Origin of the sequence: Caballeronia udeis (assembly GCF_044909315.1) — a bacterium.
Classification (GTDB): Bacteria; Pseudomonadota; Gammaproteobacteria; order Burkholderiales; family Burkholderiaceae; genus Caballeronia; species Caballeronia udeis_A.
In genome coordinates, this window is the sequence record NZ_JBIYEB010000008.1 from 34,840 (window position 1) to 59,378 (window position 24,539).

The window sequence follows — 24,539 nt, forward strand, 5'->3', positions numbered from 1 at the left end:
CGCCGGGATGTTCAGGCCGAGCTCGCAGAAACGGCAAACCGGACGGGAAAGTCGCGCACCCACTAAAATCCATGCTGAAGATACGTTTTCCATGGGCGGGCATCTGAGCGGGCATCAACAAGGTTTTATTCTGACGCGTCACTGGCGGGACACCGCCGATGGGACGGAGGTCGAATTCTGGCTGGCGACGGATGAGGGTCCCCGCCAACTGCGGTTGCGTCCGCAGGATTCGGTCGCGTTCATTCCAGCCGAACAACGCGAGCGCGCCGAAACTGTCCTGCAACGCGAGAAGCAGGTGGAACTCCGCCCGCTGGATCTGGTTGACTTCAGGCATCGGCCGGTCTTGGGCCTGTATAGCAAGCAGTATCGGCAACTGACGGGGCTGGAAAGGCGCTTGAAGCAGGGCGGCGTCGATGTCTACGAAGCCGATGTCTTTCCGCCGGACCGCTACATGATGGAGCGCTTCATCACGGCGCCGGTTGTGTTCACCGGCGAGTCTCATGGAGACGGTCCGCTTCTGAACAGCGAGTTGAAACCCGCGTCGGGTTACAGGCCGACGTTGAAACTGGTATCGCTCGACATAGAAACCAGCGCCAAGGCCGAGCTATATTCCATTGCGCTCGAAGGCTGCGGCGAGCGTCAGGTTTATATGCTGGGACCGCCCAACGGCGACAGCAACGGCATCGACTTCAAGCTTGAATACTGCGAAAGCCGCCCTCTGCTGCTGGAAAAACTCAACGAGTGGCTCGAGAAGCATGATCCCGATGCGATCATCGGCTGGAACCTGGTTCAGTTCGATTTGCGTGTATTGCAGGAGCACTCGCAGCAGTACCAGATTCCACTGCGGCTGGGTCGTGGCGGGAGCGTGATGGAATGGCGGCAGCACGGCCTCACTCAAAACCATTTCTTCGCGGGCGCGGCGGGACGGTTGCTGATCGATGGTATTGAAGCGCTCAGGTCAGCAACGTGGACCTTTCCTTCGTTCAGCCTCGAGTATGTCGCGCAGAGCGTGCTGGGTGAAGGCAAGGCCATCGACAACCCGTACCAGCGGATGGACGAAATCCAGCGTCGTTTCGACGAAGACAAGCCTGCTCTCGCGCGCTACAACCTGAAGGATTGCGAGTTGGTGACGCGGGTCTTTGCGAGGACGGAACTGCTGAACTTCCTGCTTGAGCGCGCTACGGTCACGGGTCTGCCCGCGGACCGCAGCGGCGGATCGGTGGCCGCTTTCACACACTTGTATATGCCGCGGATGCATCGGCAAGGTTTCGTCGCGCCCAATCTGGGCGATGTTGCCGGCGCGGCAAGCCCCGGCGGATTCGTGATGAATTCGCGTCCGGGTCTTTACGACTCGGTGCTGGTTCTCGACTATAAAAGCCTGTACCCATCGATCATTCGTACCTTCCTTATCGATCCCGTGGGGCTAGTGGACGGTTTGCGGCATCCCGACGACCAGCACTCAGTGCCGGGTTTTCTTGGCGCGCGTTTCTCGCGCACACGTCATAGTTTGCCGGCCATTGTCGAACAGGTCTGGAAAGGGCGCGAGGAAGCCAAGCGCGAGCACAACAAGCCGCTCTCGCAAGCGTTGAAGATCATCATGAACGCGTTCTATGGCGTGCTGGGCTCCACGGGCTGCCGCTTCTTCGACCCTCGCCTTGCCTCGTCGATCACCATGCGCGGTCATGAAATCATGCGCAAGACGCGTGAGCTGATTGAAGCCGAAGGGTACGAAGTGATTTATGGCGATACGGATTCCACATTCGTATGGTTGAAGCAGGCGCGCAGCGAGGAGGAAGCGGCGCGTATTGGCGGGCAGCTCGTCGAGCACGTGAATACATGGTGGCAAGGTCATGTGCGTGAGCGCTTTGGGCTGGAGAGCGCGCTCGAGTTGCAATTCGAACGGCACTATCGGCGGTTTTTCATGCCCACGATTCGTGGCGCGGAGGAAGGCAGCAAGAAGCGTTATGCCGGTCTCAGCCTTCTGCCCGACGGCAGCGAAGAGGTGGTCTACAAGGGACTCGAAACTGTTCGCAGCGACTGGACGCCACTCGCGCAGCGGTTCCAGCGGGAACTCTATTTGCGGATCTTCAAGGGTGAGCCGTATCAGGACTATGTTCGCGACTACGTGCGGCGAACGCTCAGCGGCGAATTCGATGAACTGCTCGTCTATAGAAAGCGCCTTCGCCGGCCGCTGGATGCATATGAGCGCAACGTGCCGCCGCATGTCCGCGCGGCTCGCATGGCCGATGAATTCAACCGCGAGCGCGGCCGGCCGTTGCAGTATCAACGCGGCGGCTGGATCAGCTATGTGATGACCAGCGCGGGACCGGAACCGCTTGAAACCCTGCAGTCAGCCATTGACTACGATCACTACCTGACACGGCAGTTGCAGCCTATTGCCGACGCTATCCTGCCGCTTTTGCAAAGCGAATTTCAGGCGCTGGTTTCTGGCCAGCATGAGCTGTTTTAGCGGTGAAGATATCCACAGAAATTGTTGGCAAGGCTGTGGACAAGTCGCGGGGAGTTACAGCAACGTGTTGATTTGGTTGGAGCTTAGGCTCTTGCTTCGTTATGAACGGCGCGAGCCAGCCGGGCAGCAAGAGCCGTACGCGCCGTCCCCCGCCTCTCAAACCTCCAGCGTGTTTTCCACCGCGCCCGCCAGCGCGAGAATCGCTTCATCCTGACCATGAAACCCGCCGATGCTCAACCCCACCGGCGTTTCCCCTTCGCGATGACAAGGCATTGAAACCGCGCAGCCATCGAGAAAATTCACCACGCTTGGATTGCGCAGCACCAGCGCGTTGGCTGCGGCGAAAGCGGCGTCATCGGCTTCGAGCGCGGCAATTGCAGGCGGCGCGATAGGAACAGTCGGCATGACGAACGCGTCGAAACCGGCAAAGAACTGCCGAGCCGCCGCGATGGTCTTGCGCCGCGCCGCCAGCAGATCGAGGTAATCCGCCGCCGATGCCGACTCGCCGCGCCTGATCCGGGCCAGCACGCGCCGGTCGTACGCATCGGCCTGCGTACCCAGTCGCGAGCGATGAGCGGCATAAGCTTCTATCGGCGAGAAGCCGAACATGTTGATCGCGGGAAGCGAATCGAGCGGCGCAAAACGGACTTCGGTCAGCAAGGCGCCGGCTCGAGCAAGCTTGTCCAACGCAGCTTCGTAAGTTCGCGCAACTTCCGGCTCGATACCGTCCATCACATAGTTGCGCAGCACCGCCAGCCGTGCGCCCGCCAGTGGCCTTCTTGCGTCGAACAATGCTCCCGACAGCACCCCGTCCACCATCGTGCAGCACGCGACGCTTGGCGCGATGGCACCGACCACATCCAGCGTAGGCGACAGCGGCACAGCACCCTCGGTCGGCACCCGTCCCGCGCTCGGTTTGAAACCCGTGAGCCCGCAAAACGCGGCGGGAATCCGCAGCGATCCGCCCGTGTCACTGCCAAGGCCTGCTGCCGCCAAGCCATCGGCCACGGAAGCCGCCGCTCCCGACGACGACCCGCCCGCCACATGCCTCTCGCTGCGGCGCCACGGCGACGCAGGCGTGCCGTAGTGCGGATTCAGGCCCAGCCCGGAGAATGCGAACTCGCTCATGTTGGTGCGCCCGATCAGCACCGCGCCGGCTTGCCTTAGCCGGGCGACCGCGGGTGCGTCGGCGCGAGCTGGCGGAGCATCGGCGAGGACACGGGAACCGGCGCGGGTCGGCTGGCCTTGTACGTCGAAGAGATCCTTTACCGATATCGGCACACCGGCGAGCGGCGAGAGACGCGTGCCGGCGCGGCGGAGCGCATCGAGGGCGTCGGCCTGGCGGCGGGCGCCGTCGGCGTCGACGAAACAAAACGCGGCGCCGCCATTGCCGCCATCGGCAGCAATACGTTCCAACGCGGTTTCAGTGAGTTCGCGACTCGTCGTGGTGCCTGCGTCAAGCATGACGGCGAGGTCTGCAAGCGGAGTCTTGGGAGCGAAGATCGTCATGGATGATATCCAGTAAAAGTCAGGCGATAACCGGCAGCGAAGCCACCGAATACCTGTGCTTCAAAGTGCGTTCGAGCACGGGATCGTGGAGCTCGAGTTCGAAGACATCGCCCGAGGACATCGCCGCGATTGCGCCGTGCACGGCAAGCGTGCCGCCGAACATAGCGCTCTTCGCGGGGAGTGCCGGGGCTCCCGCGAACCTGTTCCATAAATCAGCCGGTTCAAGCAGGCCGTTCACCGCCCCCGATTGATAGACGTGGCGCTCACCGTCGGCTCCGCTTAACCATGAGCGCATGGTCAACTGATCCCAATGCGCGGCGACATCGGCGTAAAGCCAGGCATCGCGGCTAAGCGGTTTTGCACAAACCTGCTTCGATACCGCCACGCCATACGCCTCTACTTCGCGGTCCGTATGATCGGAACCAATAGCGACCAGCGTACCGAGCGGGCTATCGAGCAGTACACATTCAACTTCGCCGCCCGAGCGCGCACCGAGCACGGCGATGGTCTCGTCCTGCGTAAGCAGGCCAGTGGCCAGACGATAGAAACAGGGGGTCGCCGATGGCGGTGCTACACCGAGCGCTGCGAGTTCATCGATATGCGCCTGGATCGCGGCAGGATCGCGCCCTGCCCAGCCCGCAATCACGAGGTCATCTATGTTGGCCGTGGTCGACACAGGCGCTGCGCCGAGGGGAAATACATTGAAGGAAAGCGTAGTCATTGGGAGGCTTGATTAGATGAGCGCGGCGCGACAATACGCGCCGGGACGACAGGTACCGCGTTAGTTTTCCAGCGGCCTGCGCGCAGTCTCACGCGCGACGATCAGCGAGATGCCGGTGACAATCACCGCAAGCGCCACATACACCGACACCGCCAGCGAGCTGTTGTAGTGCTTGAACAGGCTCACGATGATGAGCGGCGCGAAGCCGCCGCCAAGAATACCGGCCAGCGTATAAGCGAGCGACGATCCGGCATAACGCACGCGAGTGGGAAACTGCTCGGTCACGAACGCCGCTTGCGGCCCATACATCACCGCATGGATCACGAGCCCGACCACGACAGCGAGCACGATCTGCCATGGTTGCGCGCTATCGACGAGCACGAAGAAAACAAACGCCCATACCAGCGCGGCAAACGCACCGGCGAGATAGACCGGCCGGCGCCCGAAGCGATCCGACAGCGCGCCGAAGAACGGCACGCTCAACGCGTTGCACGCGGTACCAATCAGCACGGCGGTCAGCGCCGTCGTGCGCGAGAGATGCAGCACGGTGGTGACATAGGTCAGCGTGAACACGACCAGCATCGCGTACAACACGTCCGATCCGATTCGCGAACCGCCTGCAATCAGCAGACGCCGCCAGTGCTGCGTGAGCACTTCAACCACAGGCACCTTGGCCGTTGCATGCGCGTGGCTGAGTTGCTCGAATTGCGGGGTTTCATCGACACCGCGGCGCACCCACAAGCCAAAGACCACCAGCAGCATGCTGGCGACAAAAGGCAACCGCCAACCCCAGGCGAGGAAGTCATCCGGGGAGACCACGAGCGTGATAAGCGCGATGAGACCGGTGCCGAGCAACGTGCCGAACGATGGCCCGACCTGCGTCCACGAAGCGCTCAGGCCGCGCTTGTTCTGGTCGCCATGTTCGATCGATAACAACACGGCACCGGCCCATTCACCGCCGAGCGCAATGCCCTGCACGAAGCGCAGCGCGACGAGCAGGATCGGGCTATAGATGCCGATGGCCGCGTAGGTCGGCAGGAAACCCATCAGCGCCGTGGTGATACCCATCAGCACGAGCGTGAGCATCAGGACAGCGCGACGGCCAATGCGGTCGCCCAGATTGCCGAAGATCACACCGCCGAGAGGCCGCGAGATATACCCCACCGCGTAGGTCGAGAACGCGAGAATGGTGCCTGCGAGCGGATCGACGGAAGGGAAGAACAGGTGATTGAAAACCAGTGCGGCGAGCGTGTTGTAGATCGTGAAGTCGTACCACTCCAGCGACGTGCCGACCATGCTCGCCGTCGCCAGGCGACCGCGGCCGACGTGCGGCGAACCAAGATCGGATTGCCGGGCAAGTGTATTCATCGGGAACCTCGGATGATCAAAACGTGGGGTCAGGCCGAAATGCGCCAGAGCATCTGGAACGTACGGACTTCAGCGCCGTCCGCGAGTGTTTCAGCAAGCGCGCGAGTGGCCTCGGCGTCACTGCCTTCGATCAGCACGAGCGCATCGGCAGCGGGCAATGCCGGTTCCTTCGATGCCGTCAGCGACACCGACAGCGCAGGCGCCGTGCAAAAAAGCCGTGCGGCATGAATGCCCGCCTGACGCAGGCCTGCTTCAAAGCGCGGCTTCAACAGCGTGGCTTCAACGCGTTCGGGCGGCAGCACGAACAGCGCGAGAAATGCGCCCTCGCCGTCACCCTTTTCAAGCGTCAGTTCGCCCACGCGTCGCTGCGTGTTGGTCATCCGCGCAAAATTGCCGAGGGACCATGGGGTTTGCTGAGTGAATGCGCGCTGATAAGCGTCGCTGCGAAAAACCTCGAGCGACTCGGTCACATAGAGCGCGAGGTAGCGGCGCGGGCCGCCGTCGGTCGCCTTGAAGCGGCGTGCGTAGCGAAAACCGGGAATCGCGACGCGTTCCTGCATGTGCTCGCAGTCGTACCACGCGTTGAAATCGGCTTCCTGCACCGGATCGGGGTCGGTATCGGTCCAAATGCAAAGCTGTCCCTGCGGTTGTGATGCGCTCATCGGTTGTTCCCTGGCGAAAGTGGATTCGTAATGGGAACAGTGTCGCGAGCAGCGGGTACTTCGGTCCAACAAGAAAACAAATACGGCGCGAACAAGTTTCCTTATGACTTGCTTTCCGCCCGCTTGTTTTCCGGCGACTTGCTTTGCGCAGATTTACGCGTGCGGCCCGGCTTGCCCGCATTGACCGCCGGCGACAACGTCTGCGCGCCGCCAGTCTTGCGGGCACCGCGTTTTGACGATGTCCCCGGCTTGGCTTCGGCCTTGGCAGCCGGGGCCGGCTCAGCGTGGAGCGCTGCTTCGAATTCGCTCGCGGCTTGCCGTGCCAGATCGGCAATGCGCGCGGCGAGCGGATGACTATGCGCCCGGCAGGTCGCCATCAGCGGCAGCGCGGGGAACTCGGCGCTTACGTCGAGGACTTCGAGCGTGCCCTCGCGCAACTCGCGCTGGATGATCGCGGGCGGCAGCGCGGCGACTCCGAAACCGTCCGCAACCAGCCGAATCATCGCTGCCACCGACGTGATGCAGTTGATCCGCGCGGGTCGCTCGACTGCCAGTGCGAAGAGTTGCTCGAGCGTTGCGTGCGGACCGGAGTGACGCGAAAAGCTGACGATAGGAAAGTCCGCGAGATCCACGAGATCAAGGGTCCGGCCTGAGAGCCCGAGCTTGGGACTGGCCACCCAGCGCACCGGGAATTCGCAGAGCGGCAGATTCGTGAAGTCGGGGCCGGCGATTGCATCGGTCTGCAGGATCAACTCGATCTCACCGCCGCGCAGCAGGTTTGCGAGGTGAATCGTCGTGTCGCTCGTGACTTCTATTTCGAGCCGGGGATATCGTTCGCGCACCAGCGCCATCAGCGCCGGGAACCAGCTATGCACGATCGATTCGATCACGCCGATGCGGATCAGGCCCGCATCGGCGTCCGCGTCGTCGACTTCCCGGCGCATCTCCTCGCCAAGGCGCACGATGCGCTCCGCATAGGCCAGCATCTTGCGGCCCGCCGGAGTCAGCGTGGCGGAACGCGAGTTGCGGTCGAACAGGCGGACGTCGAAGCTCTCTTCAAGCGATGCGATCCGGCTCGAGACCGCCGCTTGCGTGGTGTGCAATTTCTCGGCCGTGAGACGGAAGTTCTGCAGTTTGGCGAGCCAGACAAAGGTTTCAAGGAAGCGGATGTTCACGGCAAAGGTCGCAAGTCGGGACGAACCGGCATGGTAACGCGTCATAACACATGGTCAGATTGGCGCGCGCTCCGGCCGCAGGGAGGCTCGCAACGGAACGAGTTGTTTATAGATGCGCTTGGGCTTGATAGGCGTGACATATTGAGAACTGAAATTCCGAAATAAATTCGGGCATTATTTCCATAATTTCTTGCGTGGCGGATACTTTGCCAAATGGCAATGCTTGATATAACCTCGTGCCTTATGAAATCTCAAGTTGAATAAAGCAAGAACGGACAAGCGTGCTCGCCGAGCCCCGCCAGATTGAATTGATCGATTATCCGGAGCCAGTTATGTGAGTCGCAGCGCCGCCCTGCAAGCCTCGGGCGTTAAACACGTTTGCCGTTTCAAAATGATTTATTAATGACCGCCGCTTGCCAATTTTTATTATTGCAAACATGAGCATTAGTCATTAAATCGTTTCAAACAACAAAATCGGACCGAATTATTTCCTCAATCTATTTACACTCTCACGCGGAAGAATACGTTTTAAATCGAAAAACTAACCACCGATAAAGCTGATCTGTATCGAACCCCAGCCGAACCACCCCGGCCTGTATTCAACCGGATACGGCCGATCTGCAAGCGGAGTCGACCCATGGCCAAATGCATCAGACTCATCCTCGTTAACCTGCTCTTGCTGCTTGCGACCTCTTGCTCGACTTCGCAAATACCGCCGTCCAGCGCAGTTGATCCCGACCTGGAAGCCAAGGCGCGCGCAGCGTTACAGCAGTTGTACAGCACCACGCCCAATGCAAAGTTGCTCCAGGCGCGAGCGAAGGCGGTGCTCGTATTTCCGGAGATACTCAAGGCGGGTTTGATCGTTGGAGCCGAGGAAGGAAACGGCGTGATGTTCGCTGCGGATGGGAGAGTGATGGGCTACTACAACGCAACGTCCCTTTCGTATGGTCTGCAGGCCGGTGCGCAGTCGTTTCAGGAAGCCATGTTCTTCACAAGCGATTCCGCAATCAACTATCTGCAGACTAGCGGCGGGTGGTCGATTGGAGCAGGTCCAAGTGTTGTTGTAGTGGATTCCGGCACGGCCCGGTCGCTGACATCGACCACGCTGAAATCGGATGTGTACGCGTTCATTTATGGTCAGCAAGGGCTGATGGCCGGAGTAGGAATCCAGGGCCAGAAAATCTCGAAGCTTAGTCCGTGATCGGTTGGGTCTTCTGGTTCATCGGGCGCGTCACTGGCGCCCTCGAATGCTGCCAAAAAGCGCTTGTTGACGGCTTCGCGGGAGGCGACGCCCAGAGTGACGGTTTTCATGACGGGCTCCAGTTGTCTACGTCGGCCCAAAAATCCGCATCTTGTGCAAGATAGCGAATCCACACATCCGTATCAAGGCCGATCATCGAGCCGATGCTCCCTGTTCGCCTATTACCGAGTTGATGTCCTCAATCGAGACTAATACCGCGGGTTTGCGGATGATTCCCTTGAGTGCTTTCACTGAGCACGTGGCACGCACGACTTCATAGTGCCCGGTTTCGTCGTTGAGGATGAACTCGACGTGATCACCAGTTCCGAGCCCAAGTTGGTTACTTAGGTCAACAGAAATCGTCACCTGCCCTTTACATGTCACAGTTGTGGATGCCATCGTTCCTCATACTCGACATTGCTCAATTTTCTTCCAGTTAGCGCGGCAACTTCTTCGTGCCGCTGCCTGTACGCATCATCAGTTCCAGAGTCGCCTCGAGGCGAATCACGCGCTCGGTCAGTCCCTCGATCTTTAGCTGCTGCTCTTTCACCGTACCGGCCAACGACACCACCTTGTCATTCATTTTGATAACGGTCGTGAGTGCGTCCCACACCTTGTCGGTTACACCCATTACTACTTACCTCCGGACATTGCGGCGATGCGCTTGTTCGATTCTGCGACAAATGACAACGCATCATCGAGTGCGTCGTTCGCTTCCTGCGTGGACGCATTCACGCGCCAGATCAGCGCGTTAATATCCTCTTCATCGTTCGACGGCGTGAAGCCCTGCGCCGCCTGGCGCATCAATTCGCTCACATTGAGCCCGAGGCGCTTGGCGGTGCTCGCAATCGCACGTTTCTGAACCGGTGTCACCTGGACGACAATTCGTTCCGTTGCTGCAGCCATTTCTATACTCCTATGTACATGAACATGGTATGTACATACTAGGCCGTTTCCGGTATCAGTCAAGCGCTTTTTCCCGTTTCAACCGATTCGTCTGTTCCAGCAACGTTCAAAACCAAGTCCCTCGCCAGCCCCACCAACAAAAACGGCCCGCTTTCGCGGGCCGTTCTCACACATAACACAGCGCGTCGACTTAATCTGCTGCGCGCAGTTTCGCCACTTCCGCGTCCGATGGCTGGACACTCGCGCCATCGATGTACTTATAGTTCGTCATGATGCCCTTGCCGCCCTTCAACGCCGTGGTGCCCACATACGCGCCCATCGTCGACTGGTTGTCCTGCGCGCGGTACGTGATAGGACCAAACGGCGTGTCGACCTTCAGGCCCTTGAACGCCGCCGCAAGCTTGTCCGGATCGGTCGACTTGGCCTTCTTCAAGCCGTCCGCAATCGACATCAACGCCGAATAACCCACCACCGATCCCACCCGCGGATAGTCGTGATACTTCGTCTCATAGGCCGCCACGAACTTGCGGTTGGCAGGTGTATCGATCGAGTACCACGGATACCCCGTCACGATCCAGCCGACCGGTGCCTCGGATCCCAGCGGGTCGAGATATTCAGGCTCGCCCGTCAATAGCGACACGACGGAAACATCCTTGAACAAGCCACGCGTATTGCCCTCACGCACGAACTTGCCAAGGTCGGCCGCGAACTCGACATTGAAAATGGCATCGGGCTTCGCGTCCCCGAGCGCTTGCGTAACCGCACCGGCATCCAGCTTGCCAAGCGGAGCCGCCTGGTCCGCCACGAACTCGACGTCCGGTTGCGCTGCTTTCAACAACCGCTTGAATGTTGCCACCGCCGACTGGCCGTATTCATAGTTCGGATAAACCACCGCCCAGCGTTTCTTGTGCAGCTTGGCGGCTTCTGGCACGAGCATCGCGACCTGCATATAGGTCGACGGACGCAACCGGTACGTGTACTTGTTGCCGTCCTGCCAGACGATCTTGTCGGTCAGCGGTTCAGCAGCCAGGAAGAAAACCTTGCGTTGCTTCGCGTAGTCGGCAAGCGCCAACCCTGTGTTCGACAAAAAGCCGCCGAACAACAACGAGACCTGTTCGCCCGTGATCAATTCCTGCGCAACCCGAACCGTATCGCCCGGATTGCCGTTGTCGTCGCGCGAGATGACTTCGAGCTTCTTGCCGTCGATGCCGCCCGCCGCGTTGACCTCGTCAAGCGCCATGTTCCAGCCGTTCTTGTACGGACCGAGGAACGCGGGCTGCGCTTTATAACTGTTGATCTCGCCAATCTTGATGGTCTGGGCGGCGGCGCCTGCCGACACCAAAGCGGCGGCCAGGGGCGCAACCATGAAGGCGGTTAAGCGCAGCAACGATCCAACACGCGTGGTCATAGTTTTTCTCTCCGGGTAAAGCGGCTAGGTTGAATGCCAAGTGAGTGGCTAATGGCTAAGGTGGATTGAAGAATACCCTTGGTCGATCTTTGCCTGGCTGAACGCGATTAAACAGCTTGGACAGCTTAAACACTTAGGTACGCCCGCCGCACGGCTTCGTCGCGGGCGAGCTCATCTATCGTGCCGCTAAACCGGATCTGCCCTTTTTCGAGCACGTAGGCGCGGTCGCTGACGAGTTCGGCGAAATGCATGTTCTGCTCGGACAGCAGGATGGACAGCCCTTCGCGCTTCAACTCGAGAATCATGTTCGCCATCTGTTCAACGATGATCGGCGCCACGCCCTCCGACGGTTCATCCAGCAAAACCAGCGTGGGATTGCCCATGAGCGTACGCGAAACAGTCAGCATCTGCTGCTCGCCGCCGCTCATCTGGCTGCCGGGACGATTCGGCATCTCGCCAAGATTCGGGAACAGGCGAAACAGCTTTTCCGGCGTCCAGCGGGGCGCGTCGTCGCGCGGCGGCTGACGGCCGGTATCGAGATTCTCCATGACCGTCAGGTCGCCGAACACGCGCCGGTCTTCCGGTACGAAGCCCATGCCGAGCCGGGCGATACGATACGGCGGCAACCTGGCAATGTCATGCCCGCAGAAATTGATCGCTCCCTGCCGCGAGGGCAGCATGCCCATCAGCGCTTTCATCGTGGTCGATTTGCCCGCGCCATTGCGGCCCATCAGCGCGACCACTTCGCCGCGGCCCACTTCGAGTTCAACGTCGTACAGGATTTGCGCGCGGCCATAGAACGCGTTCAGGCCGGAGACTTTCAACATGGTCTTGTCTTGAGTGGCCGTGTTCATCAGGCGACTCCGTCGGCCGCGAGCGATGCACGCGGCGTGAAAGATTTCCCCGTGCCGAAATACACCTCGCGCACACGGGGATCGTTGCGGACGGTTTCCGCATCTCCCTCGCCAATCAGCTTGCCGCGTGCGAGCACGATCAGCTTGTCGGCGTAGGCAAACACCACGTCCATGCTGTGCTCCGTGAACAGCACACCGAGCTTGTGATCGATCACCAGTTGCTTGGTCAGCGCCATCAGGTCGTTGCGTTCCTTGGGCGCCATGCCCGCCGTCGGTTCGTCCATCAGCAACAGTTTCGGTTTGTTGGCAAGTGCAATGGCCAGTTCGACGCGCTTCACATCGCCATAAGCCAGCACGCCGCAAGCGCGCTTTGCATGCGCCGCCATGCCGACCTGTTCGAGCAACGCAATCGCTTCATCGGCGTGAATGGACGATGCCGGTTTCCACAAGTTGAATAGCTGGCGGTCCCGCGAAACAAGTGCCATTTGCACGTTTTCAATCACCGTCATCGAATTGAAAGTCGCAGCAATCTGGAAGGTGCGGCCAACGCCGAGACGCCAGATATCGCGCGGACGTTTGCCGGCGATCTCGTGGTCGTCGAAAAGGATGGCGCCTGAACTCGGTCTCAACTGCCCGTTGAGCATGTTGAAGCAGGTCGACTTGCCGGCGCCGTTCGGACCGATCAGCGCGAGCAGCTGGCCCGCGTGAAGGTCGAAGGAAACGTCGTCGACCGCCTTGACGCCGCCGAACGACTTCGCAAGATGAGAGACGCGCAGAAGGGTCACAGGGCCTCCTTGGCAGGTTGCGAGGCCACGCTGCCATCGGAATTCTTGTGCGAACCCAGCTTGTCCCGTACAAAGCCCACGATCCCTTGCGGGAACGCGATCACCAGCACCAGGATCGCCGCGCCCAACAGAGCCTCCCAGTAGTCCGTCTGGCGCGCTACCGTATCCTGGAGCCAGGTGAACACCGCCGCACCGACAATCGGCCCGGTGAGCGTCTGCAAGCCACCCAGCAGCACCATGACGAGGCCGTCGACCGAACGCCCGACACTGATCACCTCAGGCGAGATCGACCCCTTCGAGAACGCATACAGCGATCCCGCGAGGCCGCAGAATAATGACGCGATGATGAACGCCACCCACTGCACGCGCTTTACGTCGATACCGATTGCTTCGGCGCGCAAGGTGGAATCGCGCGAGGCACGCATGGCGTAACCGAGCGGTGAAAACAACATTCGCCTCAGGAGCCAGACACCCAGGACCGCGAACACCAGGGTCACGTAGTAGTACGCCACCGTCGAGCTAAGCCAGCTCGACGGCCATAGATTGAGAATGCCGTTGCTGCCGCCGGTCACCGCGTCCCACTGGAACACGATCGACCACACGATCTGCGCGAAGGCCAGCGTCAGCATCGCGAGATAGACGCCCGACAAACGCACGCAGAACCACCCGAACACAATCGCCCCGACGCCCGCAAGCAGCGGGCCGAGCACAAGCGCGGCCTCCATTGGCAGGTTCAGGACCTTCAGGAATAACGCCGCCCCATACGCACCCAGACCGAAATACGCGGCATGACCGAACGAATGCATGCCGCCCGGCCCCATGATGAAATGCAGGCTCGTCGCAAACAGAACCGCGATCAGGATCTCGACCAGCAACACCGGCATGTAGGGAAACACGCCTGAAAGCAGGGGTGCCAGCACCAGCACCGCGAGCACGACACCCACGAATATCTTCATCCGAGTATCGGCGAGACGCAGCGGCGCTTCAGCGGCGGCCATGGTGCGAACGGCGGCCTGTGCGCGGCCAAGCAACCCCCACGGACGCACGACGAGCACGATGGCCATCACCACGAACTCGGCCACCAGCGTGAACTTGCTCAGAGAAAACACCACGCCGCCAATGGTGACGTCGCCTATGCCAATGCATAGCGCCTTGATCTCCGCGATCAGCAGCGCCGCCACGAACGCGCCCGGGATCGAGCCCATGCCGCCGACCACGACCACAACGAACGCATTGCCGATCGTATCGATATCAAGCGACAGGTTCGCCGACATGCGCGGCACCTGAAGCGCACCGCCAAGACCTGCGAGGAATGCGCCGATAAAAAATACGCCCGTGAACAACCACGCCTGGTTGATGCCGAGCGCACCCAGCATTTCCCGGTCACCGGTCGCCGCGCGCACGAGCGTGCCCCAGCGCGTTTTGGTCAGACCGAACCAGAGGATGCCCAGCACCACGGGACCGATCACGATCAATGCAATGTCATAGGTGGGCAGCGCGTGACCGAGCAAATTGACCGCGCCGCCAAGCAGCGGAGCTCGCGGTCCGAACAAATCTTCCGGGCCCCAGATGTACAGCGCGGCGTCGCGAAAGATCAGCACCAGCGCAAACGTTGCCAGCAAGTGGAATAACTCCGGCGCCTGATAGATGCGCCGGAGCACGATCACTTCAACCAGCGCACCGAGCACGGCAACGACGAGTGCTGCTGCAAGCATCGAAAGCCAGAAACCGGCCACGGTCGAACCGAACCGGCTGGCGATGCTGTAGGCCACATACACGCCAAGCATGTAGAACGAGCCGTGCGCAAAGTTGACGATTCGCGTCACGCCGAAGATCAAGGACAAACCGGACGCGACAAGAAACATGGCGCACGCGTCCGCTAGTCCGTTGATGAGTTGTACAGCCAGATTCGAAAGCATCGACGCCTCTATCGCTCGGATTTCATCAAGGTATTCGCGTCGGCAAGGCTGCTTTTCACAGCGCCATCCCTGCTTACCGATACAAATGTACACACTCTAATTCTAGTCTTCCATGCAATGACCATGCCCACTTTATGACTAGTGACTTGTACTAGGTATCAGGGTCTTTTATCCTTGTTTTACCGGGTTTTTTGACTGCCCGAAAGCTGACAGTCATACAACATTGTTTGTTGTGCTGCACCTTATAAAATCAGCGTACACGCCATAATCGCTTTTCCGGTGCGAGGGTCCCGCTATTGGTGCAATGCGACGGGGTGGCGAATGGCGATGCACCAGACGAAGCAGCTAATTAACAAGTATGGCCGGAGCCGGGAAAACGCACCGGATACAGATCGTGCTTAGTCGGAATCTGTCGCGCTTAACTTGCGCAGCAAATAGAGCACGGCCACGCGCTCCGCTTCGTTCAGCTCGCCCATGGTCAACTCGCTGATGCGCAAGGCCGTAGGCGTGATCTGTTCGACCAGGCTTTCACCGGCTCGCGTCAGCTGGACCGTGACCTTCCTGCGGTCGTCCGGGTTCGTCTGCAACTCGATCAGCTCACGCGCCCTCAAACGTTCAATTATGCCGCGCACCGTGGCTGCGTCGATTGCGGTCGCCTTGCCCAGATCGCTCATTGAAGACGGCCCGAGTCTTCGGCTGGCGCTCAATACCGCAAACTGCACGGCGGTCAGTTGAGGGTCGTCGATAGTCTGGCTGAAAATGGCGAGGTGGCGCTGATACGCCTTGCGAAGAAGATGCCCGATCTGCTCCGACACCTCATAGCGGGACACAACGTCCTGTGCAGCTTGCGATGAACCTGAAGGAAGCTTCGAAGGCGCCATGATAGTTCGAATGCCGGTAGGGTGAAATGGGGACAGGCGCTCGCCCGCAGCGGGCAGCGCCCTTCGTCAAAGGAGCCGAAGCAACATTCAGCCTGCCGCTAATGCACGTTCTTTCGAATGCGCGCCGATGCCTGGGCCAGGTCTTTCCACGGCGCTTCATTCGGCGCAAAGGTAGCGCGGATATAAGACACGAGATCGGCTATCTGACGATCGTCGAACGAATCCTTGAAGCCCGGCATGTAACCCAGCGCATCGGTAGCGGGAGCATCAATACCATTCTGGATGACGTTCAGCAGGTTGTCCGGCGTACCTTCACTCACGCTGGTGTTCAGCGAGAGCAGCGGACGCACCCCGAAGTTGCCGACACCGCCCGTCGCGGCATGACAGACCGCGCATGCACCCTCAAAAATCCGCCGGCCGCTGTCGAGCCCCTGCAGGGTCACGGCGCTTGTGGCGGTGTCGTGCGCGGGTTTGGGCAATGGAGTTTCAACCGGCTGCGGCGACAGCGACGCCACGTAATGCGCCATCGCGCGAACGTCCTCTTCAGGCAGTGCTGACAAGCTTGCGACAACCGGCGCCATCGGGCCCGCCGCAACACCATGCTCATGCGAGAAACCGGTCTTGAGATAGTCGTACAGCGCCTGCTCGGTCCAGCGCACCGGCGCTTTCGAATTGGCGACGAGCGAAGGCGCCACCCAGCCTTCAGCGCTGCCGCCTGTCAGGTACAAACGCCCGCCCTTCTCCGCCCCGAATGCGTTGCGCGGCGAATGGCATGCGCTGCAATGTCCGGCGCCATCCACGAGATACGCGCCGCGATTCCATATTGCCGAGCGCGTCGGGTCGGGCTTGAACTCATCCTGCTTCAGATAAAGCGCGTTCCATCCGGCCACCAGCGCGCGCTGATTCAGCGGGAACGGCAGGCGCGTAGCGGGTGGCGTATTTTCGACCGCCGGCTGCGACATCAGATACGCGTACAGCGCGGTCATGTCGGCCTCGCTCATCTTCGTGAACGCGGTGTAGGGGAACGCAGGATAGAGATGACGACCGTCGCGTGAAATACCCTGGCGCATCGCCCGGTCGAATGCCGCGAACGACCAGTTGCCAATGCCCGTCCTGGGATCGGGCGTCAGGTTGGTCGTGTAGACCATGCCGAAAGGCGTTTCAAGGCCAAGACCGCCTGCATTGACCGCGCCGCCGGGCGCCGTATGGCAGACCGCGCAATCTCCGAACTCGGCAATCTGGCGGCCACGCGCAATGGTGGCGTCGGACCAGGTCGATGCAGCGGGCCGCGCGATCGGTTCAATCGGCGCACGCAGGGGCCACGCCGTGCAGGCCAGCCCGATCAGGCTGCCCAGACCACCGGCCGCGACCGCGGTCCATAGCGAGCGTTTTGCGCGCCGCAATCTGTTGCCGATCGTGCCTTTCGATGCGTCGTGCGCAGCGGCCCCGCCAAGCGCCGCAAGCACGCGCTCGGGCGTGAACGGCGGTGCCCGGAATCGTACGCCGGTTGCGTCGTAAAGCGCATTGGCAATAGCCGCTGCGGCGGGTGATACATCGATTTCCAGACGATCGCCAGCCGTGGTCTGCGTAGCGACTTCGCCGGATGCCGCCGACGTGGGAGCCAGTTCATGCGATACGGCTTGCGCACCCGGTGTCTCGTCGTGCGAGGGCCGCGCGGTGAGTTGCAAGCCCAGGGCGCGCGAAGCAGCGGCAGCGATCTGCCGGGCCGGAATGCCATTCATCCGGCCAATCCTGCGCCGTCCGCTTGCTCGCCCCGCCACCACGCGCTTGAGCGCGACGTCGCCGGTCAGGCGGTTCACATCGAGATCGACGATCCACGCCGAATAGCCGGGCGTCGGGTTATCGCCGGATGATGCGTCGTGTTTGTCGAACGCGAAACCGCGGCCGTGCGCGACATTGCTGTCAGCGCGGCGCGTCTTGCGGTCCTGCTTATGACCCTGCGTCTGATCCTGCTTATCGGCGTTCCACGCGGCGCGCTGCGCCACCGTATCGATCAGTTCCCTCGCACCGCCGTACTCGACCGGATCGAGATGATCGAGACGAAACGAAACCGGATCACGCTGATGGTCGCACGCGATTTCATCGACGAAAGATTCACGCGCGAAGATATGCGCCGAGCCGGGAATCAGCGCGGCGGGATCGTCGACAAGCGACGTTGAACGGGACGACGAATAAGGACCGGGATCTTGTGCAACTGCTTCGCCGCCGGTTAAACCCGGCGTTCGCGCCATGTAGCGCCAGTCGAGCAGCGCGCCTTCGCCATCCAGCGACGCCGCGACGGAAACTTCCGCCTCCCTGACCTTCGATACCGCCATGTAACCGCCAACGCAGATCGCCCGGCCGGTCTCCGCCATCAGGACGACCGCAGCGAGCGCGGCATGCGTGGCGACCTGCGGATCGGCATGGTCAGCGAGTGAATGTAGCGTGAAGCGGTCGGGCGGCAGGCCCATGACGCCGGCAAGATTCGTCAGCAGATCCGCGGTCGCGGGCGCACCGCTCCAGATCGCGATGCTGCCTCCTTCTTCGCGTGCAATCGCCTCGCACGGTATGAACCTGTCGATCGGAATCGGCCATACGTAATGCGCTTCCTGCTCCAGGCCGGAGTGTTGCACGGGTAACGACGCAGAACCGCCGGTGTCCCGAGGACCCGCCGATAACACCAGCCGGCACGCAGCGTCGCGTGCCAGCTCGAAACGCTCGGCCACGAACGCGGCAACGCTTCCCGCCACCACCCAACGCACGCCTGCCTGCACGTCCAACCGCGCCCCAAGTTCGAGCAGTGCCCCGTCGACGTCTCCCAGCACGCACGCGTGAAGCATCGGCCCGGGCATCAGCACGGGTCCGTCAGGACTTCCTTCGCGCACAGCATCCATTACAGGGGGCCCATTGAATCAGCGTTATTGTTCGCGTTTCAGATAGCCGGCAGCGCGATGCACCGCCTTCATGATTTCAATGTGCGTGCCGCAACGGCACAGGTTGAAGCGCAGCGCTTCACGGATATCGTCGTCATCAGGTGTTGGGTTCCGATCGAGCAGCGCCTTCGCGCTCATGATCATGCCGTTGAGACAGTAGCCGCATTGCGCCGCTTGTTCGTCGATAAAAGCCCGCTGGATCGGGTGCAGCGCGTCCAGCGTCCCAAGCCCTTCGAGCGTGAGCGTCTCACGTCCAATAGCCGCCGCCACCGGCACGACGCATGAACGTGCGGGACCGCCGTCCAGCAGCACCGTGCAGGCTCCGCACTGGCCGAGGCCACAGCCGTACTTCGGCCCGTTCAGCTCGAAGTCGTTGCGCAGCACATACAGCAAGGGCGTATCGCGGGTCACCTCGACCGTGCGGGTGCTGCCGTTGACGGTCAGCGTCAACGGCTCGGAAACCGGTGTTGCGGAGGCGGACACGCTCATGTTCAAGTCATCGAATCAAGACCGCTCACGGCAGTGCTTTCCGGCACTGCCCCGGCGGCCGGGTCGAAATATCAAGCGGCAGCGGCAGAAGCCTGCTTGGCCGACGGCGACTTCAACGGTTCGTTGAACACGTCGTAAGCAAACACCCATGCCGGATCTTCGTTGGTGCGCAGCCATGTGTTGTTGTGCGAGACCAGTTGCACCTTCGACGCACGCTCCGCCCGATTCGCTTCATACAGCGCAAATGCGCCCGCGTGATCGGTTGCGCCCACTTCGTCCAGGCAACGAGTCAGCATGGCTGCATCTTCGATCGCCATGGCCGCGCCCTGCGCCATATGCGGTTTCATCGGATGGCACGCGTCGCCGAGCAGGACCAGACGCCCACGGCTCCACAACGGCAGCGGACCGCGTTCCAGCAACGGCCACTTCGTGACTTCCGGCGTGGCGTCGATCAGCTTTTGCACCGACGGATGATAGCCCGCGAATGCTTCGCGCATTTCCTCGCGGCTGCTGGGCGCCACCGACTGCCCAGCCGGCCACTCAGCCTGCGGAACGCCGGTCACGTAGTAGATTTCATCGCGCTTGGACGTCACGTAATACACCATCATGTGACGATCTTCCGACCACCACTTTACACACAGATCGAAAGGATCGGTGCCGAGCAGCGACGCGGGAAATACGGCGCGATGTGCGACATAACCCGTATAACGCGGCGGTTCCGCGCCGAGCAGGTGGTCACGGATCTTCGAGTTCACGCCGTCCGCGCCAATCACGATGTCCGCGGTCTCGACACTGCCGTCGGCAAAGGTCAGCCGCACTTCGTTGTCCACCTCTTCAATCCCGCTCAGGCACTTTTTGAACTCGATCGTGCCGGGCGCGACCGCCTCGGTCATCAGCGCATGGAAGTCACCGCGATGCACGGTCAGATACGACGCGCCGTATTCTTTCAGCGCAAACTCGCCCAGCGGAATCTGCGCAATGGCTTCGCCCGTTTTCCAGTCGCGGCTGTACCAGTAGTCCGGGTGCGAACCCATGACGTTCAGCGCGTCTTCGCAATCCATGCGGCGCATGATCTTCATCACGTTGGGACCGAGGTGAATGCCCGCGCCGAGACGCGAAAACGCCGGAGCCTGCTCGTACAGGCGAACCGAATAACCGGCGCGCTGCATCAGCGCCGCTGCTGCCGTTCCGCCAAGGCCCGCGCCAACAATCGCGATACGGGGTTTGCTCATGATGATCTCTCCATGTCTGGCGCTCGCCGAAAGTTGTTCAGCCGAGCCTGTTAAATGAATCTATATCGAGTGTACACATTGAATTTTTTTGAGTAAAGAAAATTTGCAATGAGTCGGCTCAGGTGCGATTTATCCCTTTATATGTGCACTTTATAAGGGTTTTCACCAATCTAAAGCATGCATGCACCATTAAAAAATGTTTTCTGAATCTTGTTAAATTCCAATGTGTACACTAGACTTTATCGAATCAAATTGCTACCTCATTTGCCCAACCCAACTAAAGCCGCCACGGGTGGCCAACGACATACGGAGTCGACCAGATGACGAAGACCTTGCGCATCGGCCAGATCGTGCCGAGCTCGAACACGACGATGGAAACCGAAATCCCGGCCATGCTGCTTGCCCGCCAGACCATCCGCCCGGAGCGTTTTACGTTCCACTCCAGCCGCATGCGCATGAAGAAGGTGGTCAAGGAGGAACTGGCGGCCATGGACGCCGAATCGGACCGTTGCGCGCTGGAACTCAGCGACGCGCGCGTGGACGTGCTCGGTTATGCGTGCCTGGTGGCAATCATGGCGATGGGACACGGCTACCACCGCGTGTCGCAAAAACGGCTGCACGAACGTACGGTCGAGAACGGCGGCGCAGCGCCGGTCATCACCAGCGCCGGCGCACTTGTGGACGCATTGAAAGTCATCAAGGCCAAGCGCATCGTGGTGGTTGCTCCCTATATGAAACCGCTGACGGAACTGGTTGTGGACTACATCCGCAATGAGGGTTTTGAAGTCGTCGCCTACCGGGCGCTCGAAATTCCCGACAATCTGGATGTCGGCCGCCACGACCCGCGCCTGTTGCCGGAGATCGTGAAAACCCTGCCCTATGAGGACGTCGATGCAATCGTGTTGTCGGCTTGCGTGCAGATGCCATCGCTTGCCGCAGTGCCGCAAGTCGAAGCGATGACGGGCAAGCCGGTCATTACCGCTGCCATTGCCACGACCTACGCCATGCTGCGCGAGCTGGATCTGGAGTGCGTGGTCCCGGGCGCAGGCGCGCTGCTGTCCGGCGCTTATTGATTGCTCATTGGTTGCTTGTTAATCGCTTATTGACCGCTTATTAACCGATTACTGATAGCTTTCGATCTACCCATGGACTCCACGATGAACTCAACTTTTCTCTACGGCGCGAACGTCAACGCCAACGGCATCCGCCAGCATTACCTGCGCTACGGCGGCACTGAGGGCGTACGCGCCGGCCGCCCCGCCGTGATCCTGATTCCGGGCATTACGAGCCCCGCCGTCACCTGGGGTTTTGTCGGCGAGACGCTTGGCCGCCAGTTCGATACCTACGTGCTCGATGTGCGCGGCCGCGGTTTGTCCGAAGCATCGTCGACGCTCGACTACAGCCTCGACGCCCAGGCCGCCGACGTCATCGCGCTCGCCGAAGTACTCGGCCTTGAACACTATGCGCTCGTCGGGCATTCGATGGGCGCCCGCATTGCAATCCGCGCTGCACGCAGCGCGCCGAAGGGCCTGACGCGCACGGTGCTGGTCGATCCGCCCGTGTCCGGCCCTGGCCGCCGCGCCTATCCGGCGAAGCTGCCGTGGTACGTCGATTCGATCCGCCTGGCTTTGAAAGGCATCGACGCCGACGGTATGCGCACCTTCTGTCCGACCTGGACCGAAGAGCAGTTGCGCCTGCGCGCACAATGGCTGCATACCTGCGATGAACGCGGCATGCTGACGTCATTCGAGGGTTTCCATACTGACGACATCCACGCCGACCTGCCGCTCGTCCGCGTGCCTTCGCTGCTCATCACCGCCGCACGCGGCGACGTGGTGCTTGGCGAGGACGTGCAGGAGATGCAGACGCTTTGCCCCAGACTGCTGCATACCCGTGTGCCCGATGCCGGCCACATGATTCCGTGGGACAACGAAGCCGGCTTCTATGAAGCCTTCGGCGATTTCCTCGGCGCAAAGCTCGTCTGACGCCAGGCGCGAACAACGACCCGACACTGACGCTCACTCTTCAGGAGTCAACATGCCAATCAGCGATTACGAAATGATCGCCGCATGGAAGCAGGTACTGACGTTGTCGAAGCTGCAGGCCGGCCAGACCGTCACCATCCTCACCAGCGCGTCCACGCATCCGCAAACGCTTTCAAGCGCACTGATCGCCACGCAGTCCATGGGTGCGATCGTCAACCGCCTCGACCTGCTGCCGGTGAACGGCGAAAAGGCCCTGAGCCGCGACTCGCTCGCGTATCTGGGCACCACGCCTCTCACCGGCAACCTGGCCGCTATTGCCGCGTTGAAGGCGAGCGATCTCGTGCTCGACCTGATGACCTTGTTGTTCTCGCCCGAGCAGCACGAGATCCTCGCGACCGGCACGAAGATCCTGCTGGCGGTCGAACCGCCCGAAGTGCTCGCGCGCCTCGTGCCGACCGAAGCCGATCGCACGCGCGTGCGGGCGGCAGCCGAGAGGATCAAGGCGTCGCGTGAAATGCGCGTCAAGTCAAAAGCGGGCACGGAACTCGTGTGTCCGCTGGGCGAATTCCCGGCTATTTCCGAGTACGGTTTCGTCGATGAACCCGGCCGCTGGGATCACTGGCCAAGCGGTTTCGTACTCACGTTCCCGAACGAGGGCGAAGCAAACGGCCAGATCGTGATCGATCGCGGCGACATCCTGCTGCCGCAGAAAAAGTATGTGAACGATCCGATCACGCTGACGGTAGAGAACGGTTACGCCACGCGCATTGACGGCGGTGTGGACGCGGCCTTGCTAAGCGACTACATGGCCTCTTTCAACGATCCGGAAGGTTATGCGATCTCGCATATCGGCTGGGGTTTGCAGCCTCGCGCGCGCTGGTCGACGCTTGGCCTGTACGACCGCGAGGCGACCATCGGCATGGATGCCCGCGCGTTCGAAGGCAACTTCCTGTTCTCCCTCGGGCCGAACAACGAAGCCGGCGGCAAGCGCACGACTACGTGTCATATCGACATCCCGCTGCGCCATTGCGACGTGATGCTCGATGGCGTTGCCGTGGTCCGCGATGGCGTGGTGATGGACCGATAGATATTGACCCCTTGGAGCAATCTGAATGAGCGACATCCAGAGTCACGCTGAATCAGGCGTGTACAAACAGCAGGGATTCGGCACGCCGTTGCCGGTGCAAGGCAATATCGGCTTGCTGATTGTCGACTTCGTGGTCGGCTTTGCGGACCCCAAGACCTTTGGCGGCGGCAACATTGCGCCGGCTATCGAACGCACGGTGCATCTGCTTGCGGCCGCGCGCCGGCATGGCTGGCCGGTGGCGCACAGCCGGATTGTGTACGCGGCAGACGGCAGCGACGACAACGTGTTTTCGTTGAAAGTGCCGGGCATGGCGACGCTTACCGAAGACCATCCGAACAGCGCGATCGTGCCTGAGTTGACGCCGGCACGGGGCGAACTGGTTGTGCGCAAGACCGTACCGTCCGCGTTCTTCGGCACGCAGCTCGCGCCCTGGCTCTCGCAACGCGCGGTACAGACGCTGATCGTGGCCGGTGCTGTGACGAGCGGATGCGTGCGCGCAAGCGTGGTGGATGCGATGTCGCATGGTTTCCGTCCGCTGGTTATTTCCGATTGCGTCGGCGACCGGGCGATCGGTCCGCACGATGCGAATCTCTTCGACATGCAACAGAAATATGCCGCTGTCATGACACTCGACGAAGCGCTTTCGGCAATAGAAAAACGCCAGGCCTGAGCGCTCGGTCAGCCGTCTTTAATCACCTCCATCTAGCACTCCAGCGTCCCCCGGGTACAGCCCGCGGGATGCTTCATCACGTCCACAAAATAATTATACGTATTTGATTTATATAGGTTTTTTATCACAAAAGTGTTGCATTCCTGATTTTGATTTCGTAACTTTGCAGACGTTGCGACCCATGCGCGGGGCGCCTCCGAACGCGCTCAAGTCAAGCCTCGTTCAGCTCAGTCTTCAACGTTTTT

At 60.8% G+C, this 24,539-nt stretch carries 21 protein-coding genes; 6 read left to right on the plus strand and 15 right to left on the minus strand.

What is annotated here, in order from left to right; genetic code table 11:
• Positions 1 to 91 precede the first annotated feature (91 nt).
• Positions 92 to 2,470, plus strand: coding sequence for a DNA polymerase II (locus ABH944_RS14960; protein WP_404607694.1), 2,379 nt, complete (start codon positions 92 to 94; stop codon positions 2,468 to 2,470).
• Positions 2,471 to 2,626: 156 nt separating this feature from the next.
• Here ABH944_RS14960 and ABH944_RS14965 read toward each other — a convergent pair whose 3' ends face one another.
• From ABH944_RS14965 to ABH944_RS14985, 5 genes are all read right to left on the minus strand, one after another.
• Positions 2,627 to 3,979: an amidase gene (locus tag ABH944_RS14965; protein ID WP_404607693.1), complete on the minus strand. Its 1,353-nt coding sequence runs from the start codon at positions 3,977 to 3,979 to the stop codon at positions 2,627 to 2,629.
• Positions 3,980 to 3,998: 19 nt separating this feature from the next.
• Complete coding sequence (locus ABH944_RS14970) at positions 3,999 to 4,700, minus strand: DUF2848 domain-containing protein (protein ID WP_404607692.1); 702 nt, start codon at positions 4,698 to 4,700, stop codon at positions 3,999 to 4,001.
• 60 nt (positions 4,701 to 4,760) lie between these two features.
• Positions 4,761 to 6,068, minus strand: a complete 1,308-nt coding sequence (locus ABH944_RS14975; protein WP_404607690.1) for an MFS transporter — start codon at positions 6,066 to 6,068, stop codon at positions 4,761 to 4,763.
• A gap of 29 nt (positions 6,069 to 6,097) precedes the next feature.
• Complete coding sequence (locus tag ABH944_RS14980) at positions 6,098 to 6,730, minus strand: hypothetical protein (protein ID WP_404607688.1); 633 nt, start codon at positions 6,728 to 6,730, stop codon at positions 6,098 to 6,100.
• A gap of 101 nt (positions 6,731 to 6,831) precedes the next feature.
• Positions 6,832 to 7,905 (minus strand): LysR family transcriptional regulator, encoded by a 1,074-nt coding sequence (locus tag ABH944_RS14985; protein ID WP_404607686.1) that lies wholly within the window; start codon positions 7,903 to 7,905, stop codon positions 6,832 to 6,834.
• A 637-nt stretch (positions 7,906 to 8,542) separates the two neighbouring features.
• On the opposite strand from ABH944_RS14985, the gene ABH944_RS14990 reads away from it, so the two are divergent.
• Positions 8,543 to 9,106 (plus strand): lipid-binding SYLF domain-containing protein, encoded by a 564-nt coding sequence (locus ABH944_RS14990; RefSeq protein ID WP_404607684.1) that lies wholly within the window; start codon positions 8,543 to 8,545, stop codon positions 9,104 to 9,106.
• Positions 9,107 to 9,581: 475 nt separating this feature from the next.
• Here the strand turns inward: ABH944_RS14990 and ABH944_RS14995 are convergent, their stop codons facing one another.
• The 10 genes from ABH944_RS14995 to ABH944_RS15040 form a co-directional block, all read right to left on the minus strand.
• Entirely contained in the window at positions 9,582 to 9,776 is a 195-nt protein-coding gene (locus ABH944_RS14995; RefSeq protein WP_404607682.1) for a hypothetical protein, read from the minus strand.
• A gap of 2 nt (positions 9,777 to 9,778) precedes the next feature.
• Complete coding sequence (locus ABH944_RS15000; RefSeq protein WP_404607680.1) at positions 9,779 to 10,051, minus strand: plasmid mobilization protein; 273 nt, start codon at positions 10,049 to 10,051, stop codon at positions 9,779 to 9,781.
• A gap of 190 nt (positions 10,052 to 10,241) precedes the next feature.
• Entirely contained in the window at positions 10,242 to 11,459 is a 1,218-nt protein-coding gene (locus ABH944_RS15005; protein ID WP_404607679.1) for an ABC transporter substrate-binding protein, read from the minus strand.
• 125 nt (positions 11,460 to 11,584) lie between these two features.
• Entirely contained in the window at positions 11,585 to 12,313 is a 729-nt protein-coding gene (locus ABH944_RS15010; protein WP_179841396.1) for an ABC transporter ATP-binding protein, read from the minus strand.
• Positions 12,313 to 13,098: an ABC transporter ATP-binding protein gene (locus ABH944_RS15015; RefSeq protein ID WP_404607678.1), complete on the minus strand. Its 786-nt coding sequence runs from the start codon at positions 13,096 to 13,098 to the stop codon at positions 12,313 to 12,315. The genes ABH944_RS15010 and ABH944_RS15015 overlap by 1 nt, the downstream gene beginning before the upstream one ends.
• Positions 13,095 to 15,017 carry an ABC transporter permease gene (locus ABH944_RS15020; protein ID WP_404607676.1) on the minus strand — a complete coding sequence of 641 codons (1,923 nt, stop codon included), beginning with the start codon at positions 15,015 to 15,017 and terminating at the stop codon, positions 13,095 to 13,097. Before ABH944_RS15020 ends, ABH944_RS15015 begins: the two co-directional genes overlap by 4 nt.
• Positions 15,018 to 15,415: 398 nt before the next feature.
• Complete coding sequence (locus ABH944_RS15025) at positions 15,416 to 15,898, minus strand: MarR family winged helix-turn-helix transcriptional regulator (protein ID WP_404607675.1); 483 nt, start codon at positions 15,896 to 15,898, stop codon at positions 15,416 to 15,418.
• Positions 15,899 to 15,996: 98 nt separating this feature from the next.
• Complete coding sequence (locus tag ABH944_RS15030) at positions 15,997 to 18,792, minus strand: cytochrome c (protein ID WP_404607674.1); 2,796 nt, start codon at positions 18,790 to 18,792, stop codon at positions 15,997 to 15,999.
• A gap of 24 nt (positions 18,793 to 18,816) precedes the next feature.
• Positions 18,817 to 19,320, minus strand: a complete 504-nt coding sequence (locus ABH944_RS15035) for a (2Fe-2S)-binding protein (protein ID WP_404607672.1) — start codon at positions 19,318 to 19,320, stop codon at positions 18,817 to 18,819.
• 71 nt (positions 19,321 to 19,391) lie between these two features.
• Positions 19,392 to 20,552, minus strand: coding sequence for an FAD-dependent monooxygenase (locus ABH944_RS15040; RefSeq protein WP_404607670.1), 1,161 nt, complete (start codon positions 20,550 to 20,552; stop codon positions 19,392 to 19,394).
• Between the two features lie 320 nt (positions 20,553 to 20,872).
• Here ABH944_RS15040 and ABH944_RS15045 point away from each other — a divergent pair, with 320 nt between their 5' ends.
• The 4 genes from ABH944_RS15045 to ABH944_RS15060 all read left to right on the plus strand — a co-directional run bounded on the left by ABH944_RS15045 (position 20,873) and on the right by ABH944_RS15060 (position 24,294).
• The gene (locus tag ABH944_RS15045; RefSeq protein WP_404607669.1) at positions 20,873 to 21,625 is read left to right on the plus strand and encodes a maleate cis-trans isomerase family protein; all 753 of its coding nucleotides are present in this window, start codon (positions 20,873 to 20,875) and stop codon (positions 21,623 to 21,625) included.
• An 84-nt stretch (positions 21,626 to 21,709) separates the two neighbouring features.
• On the plus strand, positions 21,710 to 22,537 hold the full coding sequence (locus ABH944_RS15050; protein WP_404607667.1) for an alpha/beta fold hydrolase: 828 nt from the start codon (positions 21,710 to 21,712) through the stop codon (positions 22,535 to 22,537).
• A 52-nt stretch (positions 22,538 to 22,589) separates the two neighbouring features.
• On the plus strand, positions 22,590 to 23,624 hold the full coding sequence (locus ABH944_RS15055; protein ID WP_404607665.1) for a 2,5-dihydroxypyridine 5,6-dioxygenase NicX family protein: 1,035 nt from the start codon (positions 22,590 to 22,592) through the stop codon (positions 23,622 to 23,624).
• A gap of 25 nt (positions 23,625 to 23,649) precedes the next feature.
• The gene (locus ABH944_RS15060) at positions 23,650 to 24,294 is read left to right on the plus strand and encodes an N-carbamoylsarcosine amidohydrolase (RefSeq protein WP_404607664.1); all 645 of its coding nucleotides are present in this window, start codon (positions 23,650 to 23,652) and stop codon (positions 24,292 to 24,294) included.
• The last annotated feature ends 245 nt before the right edge of the window (positions 24,295 to 24,539 follow it).

What these genes read in the sequence shown, in the direction of transcription:
- ABH944_RS14960 (WP_404607694.1), top strand. Translation starts at nt 92, where the DNA reads ATGGGCGGGCATCTGAGCGGGCATCAACAAGGTTTTATTCTGACGCGT.
- ABH944_RS14965 (WP_404607693.1), bottom strand. Translation starts at nt 3,979, where the DNA reads ATGACGATCTTCGCTCCCAAGACTCCGCTTGCAGACCTCGCCGTCATG.
- ABH944_RS14970 (WP_404607692.1), bottom strand. Translation starts at nt 4,700, where the DNA reads ATGACTACGCTTTCCTTCAATGTATTTCCCCTCGGCGCAGCGCCTGTG.
- ABH944_RS14975 (WP_404607690.1), bottom strand. Translation starts at nt 6,068, where the DNA reads ATGAATACACTTGCCCGGCAATCCGATCTTGGTTCGCCGCACGTCGGC.
- ABH944_RS14980 (WP_404607688.1), bottom strand. Translation starts at nt 6,730, where the DNA reads ATGAGCGCATCACAACCGCAGGGACAGCTTTGCATTTGGACCGATACC.
- ABH944_RS14990 (WP_404607684.1), top strand. Translation starts at nt 8,543, where the DNA reads ATGGCCAAATGCATCAGACTCATCCTCGTTAACCTGCTCTTGCTGCTT.
- ABH944_RS14995 (WP_404607682.1), bottom strand. Translation starts at nt 9,776, where the DNA reads ATGGGTGTAACCGACAAGGTGTGGGACGCACTCACGACCGTTATCAAA.
- ABH944_RS15000 (WP_404607680.1), bottom strand. Translation starts at nt 10,051, where the DNA reads ATGGCTGCAGCAACGGAACGAATTGTCGTCCAGGTGACACCGGTTCAG.
- ABH944_RS15005 (WP_404607679.1), bottom strand. Translation starts at nt 11,459, where the DNA reads ATGACCACGCGTGTTGGATCGTTGCTGCGCTTAACCGCCTTCATGGTT.
- ABH944_RS15010 (WP_179841396.1), bottom strand. Translation starts at nt 12,313, where the DNA reads ATGAACACGGCCACTCAAGACAAGACCATGTTGAAAGTCTCCGGCCTG.
- ABH944_RS15020 (WP_404607676.1), bottom strand. Translation starts at nt 15,017, where the DNA reads ATGCTTTCGAATCTGGCTGTACAACTCATCAACGGACTAGCGGACGCG.
- ABH944_RS15025 (WP_404607675.1), bottom strand. Translation starts at nt 15,898, where the DNA reads ATGGCGCCTTCGAAGCTTCCTTCAGGTTCATCGCAAGCTGCACAGGAC.
- ABH944_RS15030 (WP_404607674.1), bottom strand. Translation starts at nt 18,792, where the DNA reads ATGGATGCTGTGCGCGAAGGAAGTCCTGACGGACCCGTGCTGATGCCC.
- ABH944_RS15035 (WP_404607672.1), bottom strand. Translation starts at nt 19,320, where the DNA reads ATGAGCGTGTCCGCCTCCGCAACACCGGTTTCCGAGCCGTTGACGCTG.
- ABH944_RS15040 (WP_404607670.1), bottom strand. Translation starts at nt 20,552, where the DNA reads ATGAGCAAACCCCGTATCGCGATTGTTGGCGCGGGCCTTGGCGGAACG.
- ABH944_RS15045 (WP_404607669.1), top strand. Translation starts at nt 20,873, where the DNA reads ATGACGAAGACCTTGCGCATCGGCCAGATCGTGCCGAGCTCGAACACG.
- ABH944_RS15050 (WP_404607667.1), top strand. Translation starts at nt 21,710, where the DNA reads ATGAACTCAACTTTTCTCTACGGCGCGAACGTCAACGCCAACGGCATC.
- ABH944_RS15055 (WP_404607665.1), top strand. Translation starts at nt 22,590, where the DNA reads ATGCCAATCAGCGATTACGAAATGATCGCCGCATGGAAGCAGGTACTG.
- ABH944_RS15060 (WP_404607664.1), top strand. Translation starts at nt 23,650, where the DNA reads ATGAGCGACATCCAGAGTCACGCTGAATCAGGCGTGTACAAACAGCAG.